The organism is Streptomyces sp. 135 (genome assembly GCF_020026305.1).
Lineage (GTDB): Bacteria > Actinomycetota > Actinomycetes > Streptomycetales > Streptomycetaceae > Streptomyces.
Genome location: NZ_CP075691.1, coordinates 5,202,570 through 5,224,713, shown reverse-complemented (window position 1 = coordinate 5,224,713; position 22,144 = coordinate 5,202,570). Strand labels below are relative to the sequence as shown.

The following is a 22,144-nucleotide window of genomic DNA, read 5'->3' as shown; positions in this document are numbered from 1 at the left end:
CGGGCGTTGAGAATGAGGCTCCGCGCACCACGCCCCTGGGGAGCACCGACCGTGACCGAGGAACGCGACGCCACGACAGCGACCTGGCGGCCCACCGCCCCCGGCGTCCTGCGGCTGCCCTCCGGGCGGCTCGTCCGGGGCCGGGGGCTGCGGCGTCCGCTGCCCGACGGCGACCGGCCCGGCCTCGGCGTCTATCTGCTCGGCAAGCGGCCGCCCGAAGTCCCCTGGGAGTCCCGCTGGTTGCGCTGGCCGGACTTCCGGCTGCCGAGCGACCGGGCCGCGGCGCGGGACCTGCTGCGCGAGGTGTGGGACCGCTCGGCCGCCGAGCGCGTGGAGGTGGCCTGCGGGGGCGGGCGCGGGCGGACCGGGACCGCCCTGGCGTGCGTCGCCGTGCTGGACGGGGTACCCGCCGGGGAGGCCGTCGCCTTCGTACGGACGCACTACGACCGCCGGGCGGTCGAGACTCCCTGGCAGCGGCGGTACGTGGAGCGCTTCGCCGACCATTCCTGAGGGCACCGAGCGACCGAACGACGAGAGGCAGCCGTGAGCGACGAGCGGATACCGCCCCTGCGAGCCCCCTTCCCGCCCGAGGCCGCCGCCGTCCTGCGGCGCATGATGCCGCCGGGCCAGGCACCGATCGCCCTGTTCCGCATGTTCGCGCGGAACGTCCCGATGGCGGCGGCGATGCACGGCTGGGGCTCCTACGAACTCGGCCGGAACTTCAGCGCGGGCCTGCGCGACCGGGAGATCGTCATCGACCGCGTCTGCGCCCTGTGCCACGCCGAGTACGAGTGGGGTGTGCACGTCGCCCGCTTCGCCGTGAAGGCCGGTCTCGACGACGCGCAGATCGCCTCCCTCACCCACGGCGCGAGCACCGACCCGTGCTGGGAGAGCGAGCGCGACCGGCTGCTGATCGAGCTGAGCGACGCGCTGCACGCGGGCGGCGACATCGACGACGCCCTGTGGGAGCGGCTCGCCGCGGAGTTCACCGACGAGCAGCTCCTGGACCTGCTGATGCTCGGCGGCTGGTACCACGCGATCAGCTTCGTGGCCCGCGCCACCCGGCTCACCCCGGAGCCGGGGACCCCACGCTTCGAGGACTTCCGGCCGAGGTGATGACCGCCGTCAGCCGGTGTACGTCCCGCGCCGTCCCCGTCACCCCGGACAGGAAGCCCTGGGCGCGCGGTGAGGCGTTCTCGGTGAGCCAGGCCGGGTCGATGTCGCAGACCGCCACCTTCACCTCCGTGCCGGCCAGGGCCAGGGGCAGCGTGTGGACGACCGTGGAGGGGAAGCTGAGGATCGTGCGGCCGACGGGGCCGCGGCGGGCGATCAGTTCCAGGGGCAGGTCGGGGCGGACCACCTGGAGGCCCGTCTCCACCGCCAGGCGGTGCAGCTTCTCGGAGCTCTCGCGGCGGTGCGCGAAGTACCGCGTCGCCCCGTGGGTCAGGGCGAGGGCGCGGACCGCTTCCAGGTAACGGTCGGGGTCCACGACGCCGGTCTCCACGAGGGACGTGCCGACCAGGTCGGCGCCGCGGGTGATGCGGGGCGGGCCGAAGCGTTCCCTGGTCCAGGCGAAGGCGTTGACGGTGACGCCGACGCCGGGCGGCGCCTGGTCGATCGGCATGGAGGAGAAGACCTCCACCGTGCGCGTCCCGCCGGGCGTGAGGCGGCGCCGTGCCGAGGCGGAGACGGGGGCGAAGACCAGGTCGCGGGGGCCGGGGCGGCCGCCCTTGCGGTGCCAGCGCACCAGGCGCTCGCCGCGGGCCAGCTGGGCGATGAACTCCATCGTGGCCGTGCCGTCGTCCACCACGACCAGGGAGCGGGCCCGAGTGATCGTCAGCAGCAGCTGTACGTAGCGGGAGAACGGGTCGCCTATGACGATCCGGTCGGCCTTGCGCAGGGCTCCCGCGAGCCCCCCTATCGTCTGGAAGGGGGCGCTCGCGCCGCCGCGCGCCTCCTCCCATCGGACCTCGACGCCCTCGTCACGCGCGAGCTGCGCCATGCGGCGCAACTGGCCGCGCGTCATCGGGTCGTTGGGTGAGAGGACGACGACGGTGAGGCCCCCGGCCGGGCCGGTCGCGGCCGCGGCGTGCGCCCACTCCAGGACGTTCAGCAGCTGAACAGGGCTCTCCACGAAGGCGAGCGTGGAGGGGGCGGATGCGTCGGCGGCTCGGTCGGCTCGGCCGGCTCGGGGGCTCATCGTCGTTGCGTCCGTGTCCGGTAACCCGTGGGCGCTCAGACCGCGACCCGCTCGGACCCGGCGTCCGCCGAACCCGACTCCGACTCCGACTCGGCGACGACGCCCGCGACGCGGCGGAGCTTCTTCATCGGGCCGAGCTCCGACTCGTAGACCTTCTTGACGCCGTCACCGAGGGAGGCCTCGATGGTGCGGATGTCGCGGACCAGGCGGGTCAGGCCCTGCGGCTCGACGGAGGCGGCCTGGTCGGAGCCCCACATGGCGCGGTCCAGAGTGATGTGGCGCTCGACGAAGGTGGCGCCGAGGGCGACCGCCGCGAGGGTGGTCTGGAGGCCGGTCTCGTGGCCGGAGTAGCCGATCGGGACGTTCGGGTACTCCTGCTGGAGGGTGTTGATGACGCGCAGGTTCAGCTCCTCGGCCTGCGCCGGGTACGTCGACGTGGCGTGGCACATCAGGATGTTGTCGCTGCCGAGGACCTCGACGGCGTGGCGGATCTGCTTCGGCGTCGACATGCCGGTGGACAGGATGATGGTGCGGCCGGTGGCGCGCAGGGCACGCAGCAGCTCGTCGTCCGTGAGGGAGGCGGAGGCGACCTTGTGGGCGGGCAGATCGAACTTCTCCAGGAAGGCGACGGCCTCGGTGTCCCACGGGGAGGCGAACCAGTCGATGTTCTTCGTCTTGCAGTACTCGTCGATCTGGCGGTACTCGTCCTCGCCGAACTCCACGCGGTGGCGGTAGTCGATGTACGTCATGCGGCCCCAGGGGGTGTCGCGCTCGATGTCCCACTGGTCGCGCGGGGTGCAGATCTCGGGGGTGCGCTTCTGGAACTTGACCGCGTCGCAGCCCGCCTCGGCGGCCACGTCGATCAGCTTGAACGCGTTCTCCAGGTCGCCGTTGTGGTTGATGCCGATCTCGCCGGTGATGTACACGGGCTGACCGGGACCGGCCGTCTTCGAACCGAACTGACGCAGACGGGAGTTGGCGCCGATGGAGGTGACGGGGGTGAGGGAGCTCATGACAGGAACTTTCCTTAACTGTGGAGGGAGTCGAGAGAGGGGCCGAGGATCCAGCTGGCGATCTCTCGGATCGCGCCTTCACCGCCGGGGACGGCGGTGACCGCGCGGGCTGCGCCGCGTACGACGTCGTGGGCGCTGGCGACCGCCACGGGCCAGCCCACGAGGGCGAAGCACGGGAGGTCGTTGACGTCGTTGCCGACGTAGAGCACGCGCTCGGGCGCGATGCCCTGTTCCTCGCACCACTGCTTCAGTGCGAGGTCTTTCCGGTCGATGCCGTGCAGGACCGGAAGCCTGAGCTTCTTGGCGCGCGCGGCGACGACCGGGTTCTGCTCCGTGGACAGGATCAGCATCCGCAGGCCGCTCTTGCGCAGGGCCGCGATGCCGAGGCCGTCTCCGCGGTGCACGGAGACGAACTCCCTTCCGTCGGAGTCGATCAGCACCCTGTCGTCGGTCTGGGTGCCGTCGAAGTCGAGGACGACCGCGTCGATGTCGGCGGCGGTCGGGAGAGCTTTCGCGTGGCCCGTGTCGAAGAGGGGGGCCAGCGCGCGGGCCCGCGCGAGGTCGTGCGGGTCGTCGACCTCCAGGACGCGGGCGGGGTCGGTGCGGACCGGCTCGGTGTGGCCGAAGAAGCGGTGCTTCTCGGTACGGAAGCCGGCCGCGTCCATCGCGTAGGCGGCGCCGGTCTCCAGGAGGTCCTGGGGGCGGTCCTGGCGGCGCGGGCGGAAGGACTTGTCGTGGTTGACGCCGTAGCCGCCGCGGGTGCGGGTGGAGTTGGCGAGGGTGGCGGTGCCGCCCACGGAGCCGGTGTGCCGCGCGGGCACGTCCGCGGTGCCGTCCGTGGCGTCGTCGGCCGCGTCGCGCCAGATGAAGCCGTGGAAGGGGGCGACCGTGACGGCCGTGTCCGCGCCGTTCTCCACGACGGCCGCGGCCACCCCGTCGACGTCCTCGGGGGTGAGGAAGGGGCTGGTGCACTGCACGAGCAGGACGACGTCGACGCGGGTGCCGTGCAGGGCCTCGTGGGCGTCCATCGCGTGCAGGACGGCGGCCTCGCTGGTCGCGGTGTCCCCGGCTATCGCGGCGGGACGCAGCACCACCTCGGCGCCGGCGGCGCGGGCGGTCTCGGCGATCACGTGGTCATCGGTGGAGACCACGACGTCCGTGACGAGCCGGGCGCCCAGACACGCGTGGACGGCCCGCACCACCAGCGGCACACCGCCGACCGGGGCGAGGTTCTTGGCGGGCACACCCTTGGAGCCGCCACGGGCGGGAATGACGGCGAGAACGCGGCGGGCCGACGTACTCGCCGGGCCGGGGTGGGACATGGGGGCTCCTGAGGGTGGGAGGTCGTGGGAGGTCACAGCTCGCCCATCCGGCGGATGACCGGGGCCACGCGCTGCACCCCGTGGCGGTAGGCCCCACGGGCGGCGCGGCGGACTATCTGGCGTACGGGGCCCGGGTCCTTGTCGGCCGCGGGGGCGCCCGGCAGCGGGGAGCCGTCGGGGGCGAGGTGGTGGCGGGCGAGGATGCCGGGGAGGTAGCCGCGGGCGGTGGTGAGGCTGTAGTACGGCTTCAGGGGCGGGATGCGGCCGGCCTCGGCGTCGGCGAGGAGGTCGGTGACCTTCCGCTTCGCCTCGTCGAAGGCCCGTTCGTACGCCCCGTCGGCCGCGACGCCCTGCCGGGCCAGCCACCGCTCGTCGGGCACGGGCAGGTGGCCCGCGTCCAGCTGGTCGAAGGAGGCGAGGCACCCGGAGCCGGTGAAGTGGTGGTTGCCGAGCGCCTCGCGCACCCCGAGGTCGGTGAGGACCGCGGTGGGGATACGGCGGTGCAGGGATTCCAGGGCCGCCGTGGAGCTGACGGTGACCAGGAGGTCGGTGCGGTCCAGGACCTCGCCCATGTGGCCGTAGACCAGGCGGCAGTTGTCGGGCAGGCCGCCGTCGAGGCGCTGCGCGAGCTTCTGGTAGGGCAGCTCCTCGATGTGCGTGGTGTGCTCGCCGGGCTTGCTGCGCAGCTTGAGCAGGACCTCGCGGTCGGGGTGCAGCCGGGCGTGCTCGGCGAGGCGCCGCAGCAGGTAGGTGCGGTGCGCGGCGCTCTCCGGGACGGACGGCTGGGCGGCGAAGACGACCGTGTACGGGTCGTGCTCGGCGTAGGGCGCGCCGCCGAGGAAGGGCAGCGCGGCCTCGGTGACCGACGAGGCGTCGGCGCCCACTCCTTCGTACACCGCGCGGAAACGTTCCGCGTCCTGCCGGGAGTTGGCGAGGACGACGTCCGCGCCGTGCCGCAGGAGGAGGCCGTCGGCGAGCTTCTCGTAGACGACGCCGACATAGCCGGTGACGACGACGGGACGCTTCTTCGCGGCGCCCGTGAGGCGGGCGTCCTCGGTGACGCGGGCGAGTCCGTGCAGCACCGCCTGGACCGCGCCGCCCACCAGGGCGAGCACGATCACGTCGGGCGCGTCCCGCTCCATCTCGCGCAGGAACTCGACGGCGGTGACCTCGCGCAGACGGTCCGCGCGCACCCCCACCTCTTCGAGCTGCCGGGGCGTGGGCGTGGCCCGGCCGCGGAGCAGGTACCCGCTGAGACGGTGACTGTCGGACTCGGGCCGACTGTCCGATACGATGCGGTTCGCGGTGAGAGCGCCCCATTTCCATCGCGTATCGGAATCGGCGAGTACGGCCACCCGCAGCGGGTTTCGGTTACTTGCTGGCACGTCTCAGACGCTAGGAAGCCATTTCGATTCGCGGCCCAACTCAGGTGCAACAAACGGTTAACAGCACGCCGACGAATGGCGAATCGGCCCCGGAAACGCTTTCCCGGCGACCCGGTTAACCGTTCCGCCACGCGTCGTTCACCTGGCATACCTCTGCGGGTCGACACGAATGACGGGCCGACACCTAACGTCACCCACGTGGTTAAGCTCTCCGTCATCGTGCCGTTCTACAACGTGCAGCAATACGCGCCCGACACCTTGAAGAGTCTGCGTGCGAACGCGCGCGACGACTTCGAATTCATTCTCGTCGACGACTGTTCGCGCGACGAGACTCCGGACATCCTGGAGCGTGCGGCGCGCGAGCTTCCCGGCGCCGTCCACCTCAGACATGAGAAGAACGGCGGGCTCGCGACCGCCCGCAACACGGGCCTCGACGCGGCGCGTGGCGAGTACCTCACCTTCCTGGACGGTGACGACTGGCTCGCGCCCGGTTATTACGAACAACTCCTCGCGCAGATCGAGAAGTTGGGATGTGACTTCGTACGCACCGACCATGTGCAGTGCACCGCGCGGGCCCGCACGGTCCACCGTGTCCCGCACGGCAGGCGCGGCGTCGTGATGAGCCCGCGCGAGGTGATACTCCCCGCCGACCGGTCGACGTCCGTCGACTACGCGTACGCGTGGGCCGGCATCTACCACCGTCGGCTCGCCGACGCGGGCCTGCTGCACTTCACCGACGGCCTGCGCACCGCGGAGGACCGGCCGTGGATCTGGCGGCTGCACCGCGAGGCGGAATCCTTCGCCGCGGTCGGTCTTCTCGGGGTGTTCTACCGCCGCGGGGTCGCCTCGTCGCTCACCCAGATCGGCGACGTGCGCCAGCTCGATTTCATCAAGGCATTCGACCAGGTGATCCGGGAAACCGCGGCCGACCGGGACGCGGACGAACTGCTGCCGAAAGCCGTGCGCACTTACTGCGCGATCATCTCCCACCACCTGGGATCCATCGAAAGGTTCGAGCCATCCGTGGCGCGCAAATTGAAGTCAATGAGTGCGGCCGCGCTGAAGCGCATGCCGCAGGGCGTGCTCGATGAGGCGCTCGACTCCATGGACCTCCAGCGGGCGACCCGCCTGCGCAGGCTGCGCCGCCGGCCGGTCTCGGCGGAGGTGGCCGCGTGATGGCCACGACTTCCGCCGGAGCCGGACGCACGCAGATCTTCCTGGCGTCCACGCTGTACGGCGCCGCGACGCTCGCCGCCGCCCTGGACACCGACCGCTTCGGCCCCGCCGACCGCCGCATACTCCTCGTCAGCAACAACGCGGCGACGCCGGAGACCACGACCGCGCTCGACGCGATGCCGGGCTTCGACCGGCTGCGCGGCCGGTTCGACGACGTACGCTCCTGGAACGAGGCCGTCTTCCCCTTCCACCCCGGCGGCTGGGCCCCGCGCGGCGACGACGTCGTGCTCTGGGAGCGGTACGTGCGGATGCTCTGGGACCTCGGTGACGACGACGTCGAGCTGGCCGTCGAGTCGATCCAGGTCAACCCCGCGCTGGCGCTCGCGCAGATCTTCACCGGCGCCCCCGTGGACGTCTACGCCGACGGCCTGATGAGCTACGGCCCCACCCGCAACAAGATCGACCCCCTGGTCGGCACGCGCGTGCGGCGCCTGCTCCACCTGGACCTGGTGCCGGGACTCACGCCGCTGCTGCTCACCGAGTTCGGTGTCGCGCCGGAGATCGTGCCGACGGACGCGTTCACGAAGGTGCTGGCGGAACTGGCCGACGGAGAGGCCGGGTTGACGGACGTGGAGCTGCCCGAAGCGCAGGCTCCCGCCCTCGTCCTCGGCCAGTACCTCTCCGCCCTGAACATCCTGACCGCCGAGGAAGAGGAGGAGCTGCACATCCGCATGGTGCGCGGCGCCGCCGAACTCGGCCACACCCACGTGGTGTTCAAGCCCCACCCCACGGCCCCCGCCCGCTGGTCGCGCGCCCTGGAGAAGGAGGCGCTGACCATCGGCGTCGAGCTGACCGTGCTCGACACCCCGGTGCTCGCCGAGGTGCTCTACCAGCGGATGCGGCCCGCGCTGGTCATCGGCTGCTTCTCCACCGCCTTGCTGACGGCGTCCGCGCTCTACGGCCTGCCCGTCGCCCGCACCGGCACGGACCTCCTCCTGGAGCGCCTCGCGCCCTACCAGAACAGCAACCGCGTCCCCGTCACGATCGTCGACGCGCTGCTGCCCGACCTGAACGACCGCACGGCGGTCACCGAGCGGCGCCCGGCCATGGGCACCGGCGAGCTGACCGGGCTCCTCAAGGCCGTCGGCTTCGCGATGCAGCCGCAGATCTATCCGCGCCTGCGCGCCGACGCCGAGCGCTACCTCGCCCGCAACCTCGGCCCGGACACCTGGCGCTACTTCAAGCGGCGCCGCCTGACCGCGCTCGCCCTGCCCGGCGCACTGCCCTCGCAGCTCGCCTTCATCCCGCGCAACGCGGCGGTGCGGCGCGTGGCGCGCCGGGCCCGTTCGGTGCAGCGCTCCATCAAGCGGACCGCGCTCGGATGACGGCCCCGGCACCGACGCTCCCGGACATAACACCGGGGGCGGGCACCGGCACGCCCCCGGCCACCATCGTCCCCGCGCGCGCGAAGCCCCGGCTGCGGGCGCTCGACGGACTGCGCCTGATCGCGGCGCTCATGGTCGCCGCCTACCATTACGGCGGCCGTGACGGCGAGATAAGCGAGGCCTGGGGCAGCTCGCCCAAGGCCCAGTTCCCCACCGCGCACGAATGGTTCGCGTACGGCTGTCTGGGCGTGCAGATCTTCTTCGTGATCAGCGGCTTCGTCATCTGCATGAGCGGCTGGGGCAGGCCCCTGCGCTCCTTCTTCGCGTCCCGGGCGTCCCGCCTGCTGCCCTCCTACTGGGCGGCGATCGTGCTGGTGACGGCGGTCTTCGCGCTGCCCGTCGTGGCGTACGACGCGGTCTCCCCCAGCGACGCCCTGGTGAACCTCACCATGCTCCAGCAGCCGCTGGGCGCGGACCGGGTGCTCGGCGTGTGCTGGACGCTCTGGGCCGAGCTGCGCTTCTACGCGCTGTTCGCGCTCTGCGTGGTGCTGCCGGGCGCGACCCGCGCGCGGGTGGTGCTGTTCTGCGCGGTGTGGACCCTGGCCGCGGCGATGGCCGAGGCCGCGGACGAGCCGCTGCTCGACGTGGTCCTCATGCCGGAGTACGCCCCCTTCTTCGTCGGCGGCATCGGCATCTACCTGATCCACCGCGACCGGCGCGACCTCACGGCGTGGGGCATCACGGGCGTGAGCTGGCTGATCGGGCAGCACTACGCGGTCTCCGGGCTGTGGCACGCGCCGGACCCCGACTTCTTCTCGTACCGCTCCTCGCTGGTGATCATCGCGATCGTCACGGCGGGCTTCGCGGCGGTGCTCCTGATCGCGCTCGGCCACCTCCACCGGGCGGACTGGCGCTGGCTGACCGTCGCCGGCGCCCTGACGTACCCCTTCTACCTGGTGCACGAGCACCTGGGCTGGGTGTCCGTCCAGGCCCTGCACCGGGGCCTCGGCCTGCCGTCGTACGCGACGTTCGGCCTGACGGTCGCCGCCATGCTGGCGCTCGCGTGGGTCCTGAACCGGTACGTGGAGGCACGGCTGACCCCGGCGATCCGCACCGGACTCGGCCGGGGCCTCACTCCCCGGAGGTGAGCAGCGTCGCCCCGACCCCCGCCACGACCGCGGCGAGCCCCGCCTCGAAGCCGCGGTCGTGGCCGCGGAACATCTCCTCGCCCGCCGCCGCGGCCAGCGGATACGCCGCGAGGCGCTCGGCGCGCGCCGCGAGGTCGTGGCCGCCCTCGTCGGGGCCCGTGGCCTGTTCCTCGATGACGTATCCGATCGTGTAGCCGTACACCGTGAACCAGGCGCGCGCGGCCGCGCCCGGCGTGAATCCCGCCGCGACGAGCGTCCGCAGGAAGGCTTCCAGGGGGGCCGCGTACGACAGGTCCGTGTAGTGGGTGCCGCTGAACACCTTGGCGCCGTCGCGGTAGCGCAGCAGATGGCCGCGCATCGTGCGCATGGCGTCCGTGAGCGCCTCGCGCCAGTCGGCGGCCGGCGCGGCCAGGAACTCCTCGCCCATGCGCCGCATCATCTCCGTCGCCATCTCGTCGAGCAGCGCCTGCTTGTCCTTGAAGTGCCAGTACAAGGCGGGTGCCTTCACGTCCAGACGCCGGGCGATGGCGCGCAGGGTCAGCCCTTCGAGACCGGTCTCGTTCAGCAGGTCGAGCGCGGTGCGCGCCACCCGGGCGCGGTCCAGCTTCGTCGTAGCCACCTTGACAATTTAACACCGTTAAGCGCACCCTCGGGCCATGGCACTTAACAGCGTTAAGGAGACCGGCGTGCTCGTCGTGGGCGCGGGCCCGAGCGGGCTCGCGCTCGCCTGCGATCTGGCCCGCCGCGGCGTCCGCGCCCTCGTCGCCGAGCGGGCGGCCGCCCTTTTCCCCGGCTCGCGCGGCAAGGGACTCCAGCCCCGCACCATGGAGGTCTTCGACGACCTCGGCGTCGTGGACGCGGTCCTCGCGGCGGGCGGCCCCGCGCCGGTCGGAATGGTGTGGCGGGGCGGCGAACGGCAGGGCGAGCACCGGCTGTTCGACCCGCCGGAGCCCACGGAGACCGCCCCGTACACCACGCCGTGGGTGATCCCCCAGTGGCGCACCCAGGAGATCCTCCTCGCACGCCTGCGCGAACTGGGCGGCGACGTCACGTTCGGCACGGCGGTGACGGGCCTGACGCAGGACGCGGACGGTGTCACCGCCGAGCTGTCGACGGGCGGGACGGTCCGCGCGGCGTACGCGGTGGCGGCCGACGGCGGCCGCTCCACCCTGCGCCGGGCCCTCGGCATCACCATGGCGGGCGAGAGCGTGGACCCCCATCCGATGCTGGTCGCCGATGTCCGCGTCCCCGACCTTGACCGCGACCACTGGCACATGTTCCCGGCCGCCGACGACAGCGGCCTGTACGCGGCGCTCTGCCCGCTGCCCGGCACCCAAGACTTCCAGCTGACCGCCCAGCTCCCGGCCGGAGCCACGCCCGACCTCTCCCTCGATGGCGTACGCGGCCTCGTCGCCGCCCGTACGCATCTGGGTGCCGACGACGTGACCGAGGTCCGCTGGTCCTCCGACTTCCGGCCGCGCGCGGCGCTGGCGGACCGCTTCCGCGAGGGGCGCGTCTTCCTGGCGGGCGACGCGGCGCACGTCCACTCGCCCGCGGGCGGCCAGGGCCTGAACACCAGTGTCCAGGACGCCTACAACCTGGGGTGGAAGCTGGGCGCGGTGCTGCGGCACGGGGCGCCCGACACCCTCCTGGACACGTACGAGGAGGAGCGGCTGCCCAACGCCGCGCGGATGCTCGGCCTGTCCACCCGCATCCACCGCGGCGAGGCCCGGCGCGGGGCGGCCACCCAGCAGCTCGGCATCGGCTACCGCGACGCGTCCCTGGCGGCGGAGACCCGCGAGCGCCTCGCGCGGGACGCGCTGCGGGCGGGCGACCGGGCGCCGGACGGGCCGTGCGGCGCCGGGACCCTGTTCGACGCGTTCCGGGGCCCGCACTTCACGCTGCTCGCGGTGGGCACGGACGCGGAACTGCCGCCGCCGGACGGCGCGTTGCTCCACGTCCACCGGATCCCGCCGTACGAGCCGTACGGCAAGGGCCTCTTCCTCGTCCGGCCGGACGGGTACGTGGGCTGGGCGGGCGAGGACGCGCGGGGCCCGGCGGAGTACCTCGCCTCGCTTGACCTCAAGCGGCCTTGAGGTCCTACCTTCGCAGCCATGACGACCTTCACGTACTCACACAGCGACGAGGACCTGCTCAACCAGCCCATCGGCTACTGGAGTTCGGCCGCGGGGGCGGCCGTGGTCACCCACATCCGCACCGCCCTCGCGGAACTCGGCCTCACCCAGCCCCAGTGGTGGATCCTCAACCAGCTCCTGGACGCGCCGCCGGAGGGCCGCGACGGCGCCGAGGTCGTGGCGGTCCTGCGGGGCTACCTCGAAACCGGCGAGAGCTCTCTGCGGCACAGCATCGGCGCGCTGCACGACCGCGGCCTGCTCACCGAGGACGCCGCGGGCCGCCTCGCCCTCACCGGCGAGGGCCGCGCGCTGCGGGACCGCGTGGCCGAGCGGCAGCGGAGCATCCTCGCGGAGATCCGTGAGGGCGTCACCGACGAGGAGTACGTCCGCACACTCAAGGTCCTCCAGCGGATGATCCACAACGTGGGCGGCTCGGCCTGGCACCACTGAGCGCGCCCGCGCCCGGCGGCCTCACACGCTGCTCAGACGCTACTGAGCGACAGCTTGACCGCGAAGCCGAGGAACAGCGCGCCCGCCGCCGATGTGGCCCCCGCCGAGAGCCGCTTGCGGCGGCGGAAGGCGGACGCGAGCCTGGTGCCGCTGAAGATCAGGGCCGTGAGGTAGAGGAAGCTCGCGGCCTGCGCGAAGGCGCCGAGCACCACGAAGGAGAGCGCCGGGTAGGCGTACCCGGGATCCACGAACTGCACGAAGAAGGCGATGAAGAACAGAATCGCCTTCGGGTTGAGCAGACTGATCACGAGCGCCCTGCGGAACGGCTGCTCCCCCGCGCCCTCACCCGCACCGCCCTCCGGACCGGCCTGCGCCGCCCGCTCGTGCCGCGCCCGCCACATCGCGACGGCGGCCCGCAGCATCCCGAACGCGAGCCAGCTCAGATACCCGGCACCGGCGTACTTCACGATCCCGAAGAGCACGGCGTTGGCCTGCAGCAGCGAGGCGACCCCGGCCGCCGACAGCGTCATCAGCACGGCGTCGCCGACCCAGACGCCGGCGGCGGCCGTATAACCGGCGCGCACGCCCCGACGCGCGGCCACGGAGAGTACGTACAGCGAGTTCGGCCCCGGCAGCAGAATGATGAGGACGAGGCCCGCGAGATAGGTCGGAAGATCGGTGACACCCAGCATGGGCGGGAGTCTCGCACAGGCGTACGGCACGGGGGAGGGGGGTTCCGGAGAACGCCTCAGAACGCGTCCACCGGAACGTACGCCCCCCACACCTCCCGCAGCGCCCCGCACACCTCGCCGACCGTGGCGCGGGCGCGCAGGGCGTCCTTCATGGGGTGGAGGACGTTGCTCTCCCCCGTGGCGGCCTCCTTCAGGGCGGTGAGGGCGGTGTCCACCGCGCTCCGGTCGCGGGTCGCGCGAAGTCGGGCGAGGCGCGCGGTCTGCTGGGCCTCGATGGCCGGGTCGACGCGCAGCGGCTCGTAGGGTTCCTCCTCGTCGATCCGGAAGCGGTTGACGCCGACGACCACGCGCTCGCCGCTCTCCGTCTCGCGCGCGATGCGGTAGGCGTTGCGCTCGATCTCGTTCTTCTGGAAGCCCCGTTCGATGGCGTGCACCGCGCCGCCCAGGTCCGCCACGCGCTCCATGAGCCGCAGGGCCGCCGCCTCCACGTCGTCCGTCATGCTCTCCACGACGTAGGACCCGGCGAAGGGATCGACCGTCGCCATCACGTCCGTCTCGTACGCGAGGACCTGCTGCGTGCGCAGGGCCAGGCGGGCCGACTTGTCGGTGGGGAGCGCGATCGCCTCGTCGAAGGAATTGGTGTGCAGCGACTGCGTGCCGCCGAGGACCGCGCCCAGGCCCTGCACGGCGACCCTGACGAGGTTCACCTCGGGCTGCTGCGCGGTGAGCTGGACGCCCGCCGTCTGCGTGTGGAAACGGAGCATCAGGGACTTGGGGTTCCGCGCGCCGAACTCCTCCCGCATGACGCGGGCCCAGATGCGCCGTGCGGCACGGAACTTGGCGACCTCCTCCAGGACCGTCGTACGCGCCACGAAGAAGAAGGACAGGCGCGGCGCGAAGTCGTCCACGTCCATGCCCGCCGCGATCGCCGTGCGGACGTACTCGATGCCGTCGGCGAGGGTGAAGGCGATCTCCTGCGCGGGTGAGGCCCCCGCCTCCGCCATGTGGTAGCCGGAGATCGAGATGGTGTTCCACCTCGGGATCTCCGTCTTGCAGTACTGGAAGATGTCCGCGGTCAGGCGCAGGGAGGGCTGGGGCGGGAAGATGTACGTTCCCCGCGCGATGTACTCCTTCAGGACGTCGTTCTGGATCGTGCCGGTGAGCCGGTCCCCGTCGACTCCCTGTTCCTCCGCGACCAGCTGGTACATGAGCAGCAGCGGCGCGGCGGGCGCGTTGATCGTCATCGACGTCGAGACCTTGTCCAGCGGGATGCCGTCGAAGAGGACCCGCATGTCCTCCATTGAGTCGATGGCTACGCCGACCTTGCCGACCTCGCCGTGCGCGAGGGGCGCGTCGGAGTCGTGGCCCATCTGGGTCGGCAGGTCGAAGGCGACGGACAGGCCGGTCGTGCCGTGTTCGATCAGCCGGCGGTAGCGGGCGTTGGACTCGACGGCCGTGCCGAAGCCCGCGTACTGGCGCATCGTCCAGGGTCGGCCCGTGTACATGGTGGGGTAGACGCCGCGGGTGAAGGGGTACGCGCCGGGGGCGCCGAGCTTCACTTCCGGGTCCCAGTCCGCCAGGGACTCGGGGCCGTACACGGGTTCGATGGGCAGTCCGGACTCCGACTCGTGTGTCATCCCTCCAGCTTGCGCCCGCCGCCAAGAGGCGTCACTCGCGGCAAACCGGGAAACACTTCCAAAAGTGTTGTCCACAGGCTCGGAGAGGTGTGATGGGCAAGGGCGTGATGTCGGTGGGGGCCGTGACGGTGCTTGCGCTGGTCGCGGGGTGCAAGTCGGTGGCGGTCACCACCGACGGGGCGGGGCCGGGCGAGCAGGAGCAGAGGAGCGCCGCCCCGGCGCCGGGCGCCCGCCGGGAGGTCCGCGTCGCCGCCGGGCACCCCGGCGGCGCGGACTCCCCCGACGGCGCAGGCTCACCCGCCCGCACCGGCGCCCCGCGGCACCCCCGCCCCGAAGGTCTTGATGCGGCAGGGTGACCGCAGCGACCAGGTGCGGACGCTCCAGGCGAGGCTGCGGCAGATCGGCTGGCTGTCGGCGAACCCCTCGGGGCTGTACGGCCCGTTGACGGTCAACGCGGTCAAGGGCTTCCAGGCCAGGCGGGGCCTGCCGGCCACCGGAGCGACGGACGCCGTCACCTGGCAGCGGCTGCTGGCCATGACGCGCGAGCCGACGCGGTACGAGCTGTACCCGGCCGGCGGGATGCCGCCGGCCGCGCCGGACAAGCGGTGCCTGACGGGCCGGGTCCTGTGCCTCGCGAAGAGCAGCCGGACGCTGACGTGGATGATCGACGGCAGGGCGGTGTCGACGATGGACGTGCGGTTCGGCTCGCAGTACACGCCGACGCGGGAGGGCACGTTCACCGTCTACTGGAAGGCCCGCCACCACGTCTCGACGCTGTACCACACGTCGATGCCGTACGCGATGTTCTTCAGCGGCGGCCAGGCGGTGCACTACTCCGCGGACTTCGCGGTCAGGGGTTACGCGGGCGGCTCGCACGGCTGTGTGAACGTCCGGGACGAGCAGAAGATCGCGAACCTCTTCGCGCAGGTGCGCACCGGCGACCGGGTCGTCATCTACAAGTGATCCACGAACATCCACGAGCGGTCGGAGGAAAAGCGGCGTGGGCGGGATCGGGGGAACGTATCCCGCCCACGCCGGTGGCACGGAGCCGAAGGTACGGGGGGAACCCCCGGCTCGTGCGCGGGCCGATGACCAGTCGGCTCACTTCTTACTGCGTCACGCCCTCAAAAAACGTCACACCCTGCGGCGAAATCTTTTCGGCACGGCTGCGACGGGGGTTACGGCAGGTGCGGCAGCGCGCTGTACGAACCGGTGGGCATCGGCTCGGGCAGGGCCGGCGGCGGGACGGGGGCGCCGCCCGTGTCACCGCCCGAGCCGCCGCCCTCCCCGCCGTCGTCACCGTCGCCGCCGTCGTCCCCGCCGCCGTTGCCGCCCTTGCCGCCGCCCTGGCCGCCGTCGTTGCCCTGGCCGCCGCCGTGGCCGCCGAGGACCCGGCCGCAGAACTCCTCCACGCGCCCGGCCCCCTTGGCGACCTCTTCGAGGCGGCGGCGCTGCTCGCCCCGGAGTTCACCGCTGCGGTAGTCGCGGCAGGCGGCGACCACCTTGCGGCGCCAGTCCTTGGCGCCGTCGCGGGGCGGTGTGCCCTCGTCGGCGGGCCGCCGCGTCGCGTCGTCGGGGTGGTCGCCGTCGGCCTCCGCCTCGGGGGGCGTACGGGTCTCGGGCTCACGCGTGGGCTCGGCGCCGGGCTCCGTGCTCCCGTCCGGCGGCGAGCCCTCGGGGCCCCCGGAGGTCTCGGGGCTCTCACCCGCGTCGCCCCTGTCGTCCGCCTCGTGCGAGGGGGACGCCCGCGGCACCTCCGGAGTGTCGACGGGCGACGCGGACGCGGCCGGTAAGCTCGTCGTCTTAGCTGAACGGCGAGGGCAGCACGCCCGCCCCGCGGCCACGGCGACGCCGTAAGCCATGCAGCCCGCGAGCGCCGCGGCGAGCCCGAAGCGCACCGGGCGGCCCCAGCGGCTCGGTTGCGGTAGTAAGCGGTCCTGCTCCTGCGTACGGTCTCGGCGGCGGCGGCCTCATGGGCGGGCGTCGCGTACGCGCCCGAGCGGGGCTGCTTGCGCGGAGGCCGCCCTGGCGGCCCGGAAAGCGGCCAGCGCGGCGGCCTCGCCGGGGAGTTCACCGGGGGCCGCGCCGGAGGCCCCGTCCGGTCCTGCGCGCGTCGCCGAACCGTCCGCGGCGGCCAGTGCGCCGAGCGCCTGGGCGAGCCGGTCGGCCTGTGCGCGTGCGTGAGGGTCGACGCCTTCGAGGGGCTCTCCGCGCAGCAAACGCTCCGCCGCGTCGCGGTCCAGCCACTTGTCCTGCTCGTCGGCCATCACATGTCCTTCTGCGTCCGCGTACGCGTTTGCGTCACACCGGCGGACGTCACCGCGCGGCCGCGCGGTTCTCTCTGAGGGGGTACGGCGCCGAGCGCCTCCGCGGGGTCGGCGGCGTCCGCGCCGAGCAGCTCGGCGAGCCGCTTCAGGCCGCGGTGCGCCGCCGTACGGACGGCTCCCGGGCGCTTGCCGAGGGTCTGGGCGGCGCTCTTGGCGTCGAGGCCCACCACGACTCTGAGCACCACGGCCTCGGCCTGGTCCTGGGGAAGCTTGGCTATCAGCGCCAGGGCCTCACCGGTGGCGAGGGACTCCATCGCCTCGACCGCGGTGTCGGCCTCGGCCGGTTTCCCGGTCAGCTCCGACTCGTCGCCGCCTATCGCGGGGCGGCGTCCCCGCATGCGTATGTGGTCGAGGGCGCGATTGCGCGCGATGCGCGCCGCCCAGCCCCGGAACCGGTCCGCGTCACCGCTGAACCGGTCCAGATCGCGCGCTATCTGAAGCCAGGCCTCGGAGGCGACGTCTTCCGCGTCCGGGTCGGCGACCAGCGTGCGTACGTATCCCAACAGGCGCGGATGCACAGCGCGGTACACAGTCCGGAACGCGGTCTCGTCCCCGTCCTGCGCCGCAAGCACCGCGGCGGTCAGCTCCGCGTCGTCCCCCAGCACTCTCTCAATCCTGCCACTCGGAGATCTGCGCCCGGCCCCGGCGCGAACCAGCACGCTACGGCCTTGTCCGGGCCTACGTCCATGTTTGTACAACGTGCAACTAGCGGGTGACAGAACGCGGTGTGACAGAAAACGCACGCACGGCGCTGAAGGTAGTACGGGCCGCACGCCGGTTCGTACCGTGCGTCGGCCGGGGCCTCTCCTGTGGGGGGTGGCGGCCCCGGCCGCGCACGTTCTCCCGAACATTCCCGCAGGCCGCGTCAGCGCCGCCGGTGTCAGCTGCCGTAAAGGGTGGGCAGGTCGACCAAGACGAGGTCGTCGCGCCGGTTCGCCAGGTCGACCAGGTCCGGGTAGAAGCCGTGCAGGGAGTACAGGGCCAGAGTGGTGGCAGCAGTGTCGTACCCCTGTTCTTGGAGCAAGGCACGGATGCGCTCCAGGCGTTCCAGGTCACCGGTCCCATGGCGGGCGGCCGTCGCCTTGGCCTCGCCCAGCAGCGCGATCCTCGCGCGGGGAGACTGCGGGCGCTCACCGGCAGCCAGGGCGATGACATCGACCTCGTGCTTGGTCCGGGCGGCCTGGTCGGCGACCTCGGTGGTACCGACCGGGCCGGGCAGTCCGCCGGGCAACAGGGTATGGGCGTACCGACGAGTGAAGTCGCGGGCCAGATCCTCGAAGTGCGGGCCGAGAATCTTGGAGTTGAAAGTCGGAGCAGCCTGCTGCCACACCTGCTCGGCGAAACCCTGCTCCACGGCGGCGGCCTGCGGGAGGGTGATGAGCTGGTTGAAGCGGATAACGGGGTCAGCAAGTGTGATGACGGGGTGCCTGGAGCGGAGGACGTCCTGTTCCCGCCGGATGTAGCCGGTGGATTCCAGTACTCCCAGCGGATGGGCGACGGCGTTGCGCGGGCGCTCCAAAGCGGCACCGATCTTGCTGGGGGTGGTGGCGCCTCGCGCGATGGCGGTGAGGATGTCGTAGTACAGCGTGTGCTGGGTGATCCTCGGGTCCTCGCGCAGCAGGTACTCGGTCTCGGTACGCGAGTACACCGCCCGCCCCGGATCGAGCAGCGTGCGGGCAAGCCAGGTGTCGAAGCCGTCGTCCGGATGCGGCCGGGCGGCCACCGGACGGTAGCCGGGGGCCCGCCCACAACCGCGTGCACCTTCAGCGCGGTCAGCGGGTCGGCGATCCGCCAAAAGGTCCGGCTGCCGCGGTAGTCGAAGGCACCCAGCCGCAGATCCACCACGGCACGTCCTCGCAGCGGCTTCGTCCCCGAGAGGAGTTCGTGCATGACGCTCATCGCGGAGCCGCACAGGATCGGACGCGGACCCGGCTCATCGCCGGGCCGGGCACCCCGCTGACGCTCGTCGTAGAGCTGTTGCAGCAGCCCCGGGATTTCAGGCGAGTGCTGGAGCAAGTACGGCAACTCGTCGATCACCAGGAGGGGGTGCGGCGAGCGGGCGGCCACATCGAGGGCACTGGACAGGACGTCACGCCAGTCGGTCAGCCGCAGACTCCCCGGCCGCAGGCCGGCGTGGGCGGCGACCGCGTCACTGAACCGCTGGATCGCAGGCAGCCGCCCCTCCTCCCGGACCGCTGTGACGTACAGGCCGCCGACCTGCTCGGACAGGGCCTGCAGAAGGTACGTCTTCCCATGCCGGCGCCGCCCCGACACGATGCCGAGCCGCATCGCGGGGTCGGGATCAGTGAGGAACTCCGCGAGCAGATCCCACTCCCGGTCCCGGTCGACGACGTCGTCCGGCTTGGTCAGCAGGCTCTTGATCGCTCGCCCCCCCTCTACGTCAACTCGGGTGCGCCCCATTTCGTCTAAGTGCACTTCGACGATTCGCGTCGCACTCGAGGTCGACTCTCACCTGTGCCCCTTCGCCCTCCCGCCGCTCCCGTCTTCGCTCCCCGCCGCTTCGGCGCCCTTGCCTCTGGGCTGGGCCTTGTTCTTGTGGCCGCCCTGGTTCTCGGAGTGCTTCGGGTGCTTGGGGTGCTGTGGGTGCTCGGGGTGCTGTGGGTGCGGGGGCTTGTTCGGGGGCTTCTGGTGCTTCTTCGGCCTGTCCTGGCCCGGCGGCTTCGGCTTGTCCTGGCCCGGCGGCTTCGGCCTGTCCTGGCCCGGCGGCTTCGGCCTGTCCTGGCCCGGTGGCTTCGGCTTCTGCGACTTCTTCGGCTTCTCGGGCGGCTTCGGCGGCTTCCGCGTGTCCTGCTCGCCGCTCGGGCCCGCCTCCGGCGGCGAGGACATGGTGTGGCCCGAAGCCGTGCCCGGGCCGCCGGGGGCGCGCGGGGACGACGGAGCCGGGCGGGGCCGCTCCCGCGGGGCGGGGTCGTCGATCACCGTGCCCACCGCCGCCAGCGACACTCCGCCGAGCAGGCCGTAAGCCAGCACCACGCCCCCGCCGCCCGCAGCGAGAACCGGGCGGGGCGGCGCTCCAGGGGCGCCAGTCGTCGCGGCGCCGGGTCCGCGCCCGGTGCGCCGGCGTCACGCGCCGCGACGAACGCCGCGACCGCCTCGCGCTGCGCGTCCGCGTCCATCGCTCCCGCCGCGTCGGCCCGCACGGCTTCGGCGAGGCGTTCGAGCGGGGAGGGACGGCCCGGCGCGTTCTCGGGGCCCATGGGCTTGTCTGCGTTCATCTCGACTCCCCCAGCGTGCCGGGACCGTCATCCGTCACACCGTCGAGGCCCAGCCGCTCGCCCAGCTTCTTCAACCCCCGGTACGCGGCCGTCCGCACCGCGCCCGGCCGCTTGCCGAGGACCCGCGCCGCCGCCGGACCGTCCAGACCGACGACCACCCGCAGCAACACCGCCTCCGCCTGATCGCGCGGCAGGGTCGCGACCAGCGCGAGCACCTGCTCGGTGGTGACCGCCTCCAGGGCGGCCGCCGACGTGCTGTGCGGACCCGGCAGTTCGAGCAGGTCCTGTTCCAGTGCGGCGGGGCGCGGCCGTGCCTTCTGGCGGCGCAGATGGTCGAAGGCCCGGTTCCGGGCGATGGTCGCGGTCCAGCCGCGGAAGCCCGCCCCGTCCCCCCGGAACCGCCCGAGGTCCCTGGCTATCTCCAGCCACGCCTCGGCGGCGACGTCCTCGGCACTCTCGCCGTCCGTGCCGACGAGGCCCCGCAGGTAGCCGACAAGCCCTGGCTGGACGAGCCGGTACGCGACCGCGAAGGCCGCCTCGTCGCCTTCCTGGGCGGCCGCGACGGCCCTGCCCAGCTCCTCGTCGTGCGCCCTCGCGCGACGAGGCTCCCCACCCTGGCCCAACGCTCTCCCATCCGGCCGAACGCGACACGCTTCGACGTGCCGATGCCCCCCACCGACCCCAGCGTCGCCGGGCGCGGAAATGTCACAGTGCGAGAGCGTACGGCCACCTGGCCCCGGGCGCCCGGCGATCCCGCCACCGGGCGGCTCACCGCCTCGGCCCACGAACCCTCAGAGCCCCCAACCCCCAGACCTCCGAACCCCCAGGCCTCCGAGCCCTCAGACCTCGAACAGCGACCCGCCCGAACCCCCGGCACCCAACTGGGACATGTCGACCGTCATCCCCGCGGCGGGAGCCACCGCGGCGACCGGCTCGTCGTAGTCGGACATCCGCATCGACATGGTCTGGTCGCCCGAGAACATGCCGCCGCTCTTCTTCGCCTCGACGCCGAGGATGTAGGGCTCCCCGGACGCCGCCACGTACACCGTGGTCTCCTCGCCGTCCTTCTTCTCGGAGAGCGGGGTGACGCCGGTGCCGTAGCGGTGGGTGGCGGGCAGGGCGGTGATGACCTCGTCCGGTTCCGGGGTGCCGATCTTCTCGGTGAGCTTGTCGAGGTCGCAGCTGTCCGCCGGCATGGCGCGCCCACGGGTCGCGGGGCCCGTCGGGATCTTCAGGTACTTGCCGCGCGCCAGCGCCGTCCGCTCACGGACGCGCTCCGCGAGCTCGGGGCCGCGCCGGGCCGCCATCTCGCGCATCTCCTCCAGCGCGCCGTCGGTGAACCGTACGTACGTCGCACCGCCCGCGATCATGATCAGGTCGCCGCGCTGCGTCGGTCCCGAGTCGAAGGTGCCCGTGCAGTTGCTCTCGCGGTCCATGTGCAGCGAGAGCTTCTGGCGGCCCTTCTTGGTGTTCATGTCGATGCCGATGCGCACCGTGTCGGCGGACCTGAGCAGTTCCATGCCCTTCAGGGCGAGCTTCCTGCCGCGTGCCTCGTCGGCGGAGGCGGGCCGCTCGTCGCCGTCGGCCGTGGTCTCGGCCCGGTCCACCTTCTCGAACGTGCCGCCGGAGTACGTCACTTCGCCGTCCGAGCCGCAGGAGGTGAGCGTGCCAACCGCCGTGCCCATCGCGAGACAGAGCGCGGCCGCCCGTGTCCACCGACCGCGCTTCGCCGGCCGGCCGTTCACGCGATGTGCCACCTGGTCATCCACCCGAGTCCCCACCCGTTCCGCCACATCACAACTGTCACATGGCCCGGCGCACGCGGGTGCCGCACCGTCACACCTCGGTCATGCGGGATACATCACGCAACAAAAGATCCGTCCGCGTACAACCCTTTGGCCCATCAGAATGTCGTACGAACTCGCTTGATTCACCTGAAATTCGCTAAGGGGTGGGGCACTTGAGCCCGCGCAAACCGCGTGAAAAGGCGCGTACCACACATGCGTACCGACCGCTGAGTCCAAAGCGCCGGGCATGG

Annotated in this window: 22 protein-coding genes and 2 pseudogenes; 9 read left to right on the top strand and 15 right to left on the bottom strand. The window is 72.4% G+C overall.

The genetic code is table 11. From position 1 onward, the window contains the following. Positions 1-51: 51 nt before the first annotated feature. Together KKZ08_RS23705 and KKZ08_RS23700 are read left to right on the top strand one after the other, a co-directional pair. Positions 52-510: a protein-tyrosine phosphatase family protein gene (locus KKZ08_RS23705; protein WP_223776362.1), complete on the top strand. Its 459-nt coding sequence runs from the start codon at positions 52-54 to the stop codon at positions 508-510. A gap of 33 nt (positions 511-543) precedes the next feature. Next, a complete protein-coding gene (locus KKZ08_RS23700; RefSeq protein ID WP_223776361.1) occupies positions 544-1,116 on the top strand; it encodes a carboxymuconolactone decarboxylase family protein in 573 nt (190 codons plus the stop codon). Here the strand turns inward: KKZ08_RS23700 and KKZ08_RS23695 are convergent. The 4 genes from KKZ08_RS23695 to KKZ08_RS23680 are packed head-to-tail and all read right to left on the bottom strand — an operon-like array spanning position 1,067 to position 5,920. Further along, entirely contained in the window at positions 1,067-2,200 is a 1,134-nt protein-coding gene (locus KKZ08_RS23695) for a hypothetical protein (protein WP_223776360.1), read from the bottom strand. The two genes, KKZ08_RS23700 and KKZ08_RS23695, sit on opposite strands and share 50 nt — an antisense overlap. 35 nt (positions 2,201-2,235) lie before the next feature. After that, a complete protein-coding gene (locus KKZ08_RS23690; protein WP_223779156.1) occupies positions 2,236-3,186 on the bottom strand; it encodes an N-acetylneuraminate synthase family protein in 951 nt (316 codons plus the stop codon). Positions 3,187-3,227: 41 nt separating this feature from the next. Next, the gene (locus KKZ08_RS23685) at positions 3,228-4,535 is read right to left on the bottom strand and encodes an N-acylneuraminate cytidylyltransferase (protein ID WP_223776359.1); all 1,308 of its coding nucleotides are present in this window, start codon (positions 4,533-4,535) and stop codon (positions 3,228-3,230) included. 32 nt (positions 4,536-4,567) lie between these two features. Then, positions 4,568-5,920, bottom strand: coding sequence for a DUF6716 putative glycosyltransferase (locus KKZ08_RS23680; protein WP_223776358.1), 1,353 nt, complete (start codon positions 5,918-5,920; stop codon positions 4,568-4,570). A 198-nt stretch (positions 5,921-6,118) separates the two neighbouring features. Between KKZ08_RS23680 and KKZ08_RS23675 the strand changes: the two genes are divergently transcribed. From KKZ08_RS23675 to KKZ08_RS23665, 3 genes are read left to right on the top strand one after another with little or no spacing between them, the layout of a single operon-like run. After that, on the top strand, positions 6,119-7,096 hold the full coding sequence (locus KKZ08_RS23675; protein ID WP_223776357.1) for a glycosyltransferase family 2 protein: 978 nt from the start codon (positions 6,119-6,121) through the stop codon (positions 7,094-7,096). Continuing rightward, complete coding sequence (locus KKZ08_RS23670) at positions 7,096-8,481, top strand: alpha-2,8-polysialyltransferase family protein (RefSeq protein ID WP_223776356.1); 1,386 nt, start codon at positions 7,096-7,098, stop codon at positions 8,479-8,481. Before KKZ08_RS23675 ends, KKZ08_RS23670 begins: the two co-directional genes overlap by 1 nt. Next, the gene (locus KKZ08_RS23665; protein WP_223776355.1) at positions 8,478-9,629 is read left to right on the top strand and encodes an acyltransferase; all 1,152 of its coding nucleotides are present in this window, start codon (positions 8,478-8,480) and stop codon (positions 9,627-9,629) included. The genes KKZ08_RS23670 and KKZ08_RS23665 overlap by 4 nt, the downstream gene beginning before the upstream one ends. On the opposite strand, the gene KKZ08_RS23660 is transcribed toward KKZ08_RS23665, so the two are convergent. After that, a complete protein-coding gene (locus KKZ08_RS23660; RefSeq protein WP_223776354.1) occupies positions 9,613-10,248 on the bottom strand; it encodes a TetR/AcrR family transcriptional regulator C-terminal domain-containing protein in 636 nt (211 codons plus the stop codon). The two genes, KKZ08_RS23665 and KKZ08_RS23660, sit on opposite strands and share 17 nt — an antisense overlap. Positions 10,249-10,285: 37 nt before the next feature. Between KKZ08_RS23660 and KKZ08_RS23655 the strand changes: the two genes are divergently transcribed. Both KKZ08_RS23655 and KKZ08_RS23650 read left to right on the top strand, forming a co-directional pair. Next, positions 10,286-11,725: an FAD-dependent monooxygenase gene (locus KKZ08_RS23655; protein WP_223776353.1), complete on the top strand. Its 1,440-nt coding sequence runs from the start codon at positions 10,286-10,288 to the stop codon at positions 11,723-11,725. An 18-nt stretch (positions 11,726-11,743) separates the two neighbouring features. After that, positions 11,744-12,214: a MarR family winged helix-turn-helix transcriptional regulator gene (locus KKZ08_RS23650; RefSeq protein WP_223776352.1), complete on the top strand. Its 471-nt coding sequence runs from the start codon at positions 11,744-11,746 to the stop codon at positions 12,212-12,214. Between the two features lie 32 nt (positions 12,215-12,246). On the opposite strand, the gene leuE is transcribed toward KKZ08_RS23650, so the two are convergent. Further along, positions 12,247-12,906: a leucine efflux protein LeuE gene (leuE, locus tag KKZ08_RS23645; RefSeq protein ID WP_223776351.1), complete on the bottom strand. Its 660-nt coding sequence runs from the start codon at positions 12,904-12,906 to the stop codon at positions 12,247-12,249. Positions 12,907-12,962: 56 nt separating this feature from the next. Further along, positions 12,963-14,543: a methylmalonyl-CoA mutase family protein gene (locus tag KKZ08_RS23640; RefSeq protein WP_223776350.1), complete on the bottom strand. Its 1,581-nt coding sequence runs from the start codon at positions 14,541-14,543 to the stop codon at positions 12,963-12,965. Positions 14,544-14,635: 92 nt separating this feature from the next. Here KKZ08_RS23640 and KKZ08_RS23635 point away from each other — a divergent pair, with 92 nt between their 5' ends. Then, positions 14,636-14,899: a hypothetical protein gene (locus KKZ08_RS23635; RefSeq protein WP_223776349.1), complete on the top strand. Its 264-nt coding sequence runs from the start codon at positions 14,636-14,638 to the stop codon at positions 14,897-14,899. A gap of 10 nt (positions 14,900-14,909) precedes the next feature. Beyond that, positions 14,910-15,506 (top strand): annotated as a pseudogene (locus KKZ08_RS23630) (L,D-transpeptidase family protein); the annotation flags it as partial. A gap of 215 nt (positions 15,507-15,721) precedes the next feature. Here the strand turns inward: KKZ08_RS23630 and KKZ08_RS23625 are convergent. The 8 genes and pseudogenes from KKZ08_RS23625 to KKZ08_RS23590 form a co-directional block, all read right to left on the bottom strand. Continuing rightward, positions 15,722-16,297, bottom strand: a complete 576-nt coding sequence (locus KKZ08_RS23625) for a hypothetical protein (RefSeq protein WP_223776348.1) — start codon at positions 16,295-16,297, stop codon at positions 15,722-15,724. 216 nt (positions 16,298-16,513) lie between these two features. Next, complete coding sequence (locus KKZ08_RS23620) at positions 16,514-16,810, bottom strand: hypothetical protein (RefSeq protein ID WP_223776347.1); 297 nt, start codon at positions 16,808-16,810, stop codon at positions 16,514-16,516. Beyond that, positions 16,810-17,475, bottom strand: coding sequence for an RNA polymerase sigma factor (locus tag KKZ08_RS23615; RefSeq protein WP_223776346.1), 666 nt, complete (start codon positions 17,473-17,475; stop codon positions 16,810-16,812). The genes KKZ08_RS23620 and KKZ08_RS23615 overlap by 1 nt, the downstream gene beginning before the upstream one ends. A 275-nt stretch (positions 17,476-17,750) precedes the next feature. Then, positions 17,751-19,291 (bottom strand): annotated as a pseudogene (locus KKZ08_RS23610) (ATP-binding protein). A 48-nt stretch (positions 19,292-19,339) separates the two neighbouring features. After that, positions 19,340-19,861, bottom strand: coding sequence for a hypothetical protein (locus KKZ08_RS23605; RefSeq protein WP_223776345.1), 522 nt, complete (start codon positions 19,859-19,861; stop codon positions 19,340-19,342). Then, positions 19,807-20,106: a hypothetical protein gene (locus KKZ08_RS23600; protein ID WP_223776344.1), complete on the bottom strand. Its 300-nt coding sequence runs from the start codon at positions 20,104-20,106 to the stop codon at positions 19,807-19,809. Before KKZ08_RS23600 ends, KKZ08_RS23605 begins: the two co-directional genes overlap by 55 nt. Then, positions 20,103-20,729 (bottom strand): RNA polymerase sigma factor, encoded by a 627-nt coding sequence (locus tag KKZ08_RS23595; protein WP_223776343.1) that lies wholly within the window; start codon positions 20,727-20,729, stop codon positions 20,103-20,105. Before KKZ08_RS23595 ends, KKZ08_RS23600 begins: the two co-directional genes overlap by 4 nt. Positions 20,730-20,945: 216 nt before the next feature. Further along, positions 20,946-21,791, bottom strand: a complete 846-nt coding sequence (locus tag KKZ08_RS23590) for a hypothetical protein (protein ID WP_223776342.1) — start codon at positions 21,789-21,791, stop codon at positions 20,946-20,948. Positions 21,792-22,144 lie beyond the last annotated feature (353 nt).

Bases quoted from the DNA above. Each gene is read 5' to 3' on its own strand.
- KKZ08_RS23695 (WP_223776360.1), bottom strand. From the start codon at position 2,200: ATGAGCCCCCGAGCCGGCCGAGCCGACCGAGCCGCCGACGCATCCGCC.
- KKZ08_RS23685 (WP_223776359.1), bottom strand. From the start codon at position 4,535: ATGTCCCACCCCGGCCCGGCGAGTACGTCGGCCCGCCGCGTTCTCGCC.
- KKZ08_RS23670 (WP_223776356.1), top strand. From the start codon at position 7,096: ATGGCCACGACTTCCGCCGGAGCCGGACGCACGCAGATCTTCCTGGCG.
- KKZ08_RS23665 (WP_223776355.1), top strand. From the start codon at position 8,478: ATGACGGCCCCGGCACCGACGCTCCCGGACATAACACCGGGGGCGGGC.
- KKZ08_RS23655 (WP_223776353.1), top strand. From the start codon at position 10,286: ATGGCACTTAACAGCGTTAAGGAGACCGGCGTGCTCGTCGTGGGCGCG.
- KKZ08_RS23650 (WP_223776352.1), top strand. From the start codon at position 11,744: ATGACGACCTTCACGTACTCACACAGCGACGAGGACCTGCTCAACCAG.
- leuE (WP_223776351.1), bottom strand. From the start codon at position 12,906: ATGCTGGGTGTCACCGATCTTCCGACCTATCTCGCGGGCCTCGTCCTC.
- KKZ08_RS23640 (WP_223776350.1), bottom strand. From the start codon at position 14,543: ATGACACACGAGTCGGAGTCCGGACTGCCCATCGAACCCGTGTACGGC.
- KKZ08_RS23635 (WP_223776349.1), top strand. From the start codon at position 14,636: ATGGGCAAGGGCGTGATGTCGGTGGGGGCCGTGACGGTGCTTGCGCTG.
- KKZ08_RS23620 (WP_223776347.1), bottom strand. From the start codon at position 16,810: ATGGCCGACGAGCAGGACAAGTGGCTGGACCGCGACGCGGCGGAGCGT.
- KKZ08_RS23600 (WP_223776344.1), bottom strand. From the start codon at position 20,106: ATGAACGCAGACAAGCCCATGGGCCCCGAGAACGCGCCGGGCCGTCCC.
- KKZ08_RS23590 (WP_223776342.1), bottom strand. From the start codon at position 21,791: ATGGGCACGGCGGTTGGCACGCTCACCTCCTGCGGCTCGGACGGCGAA.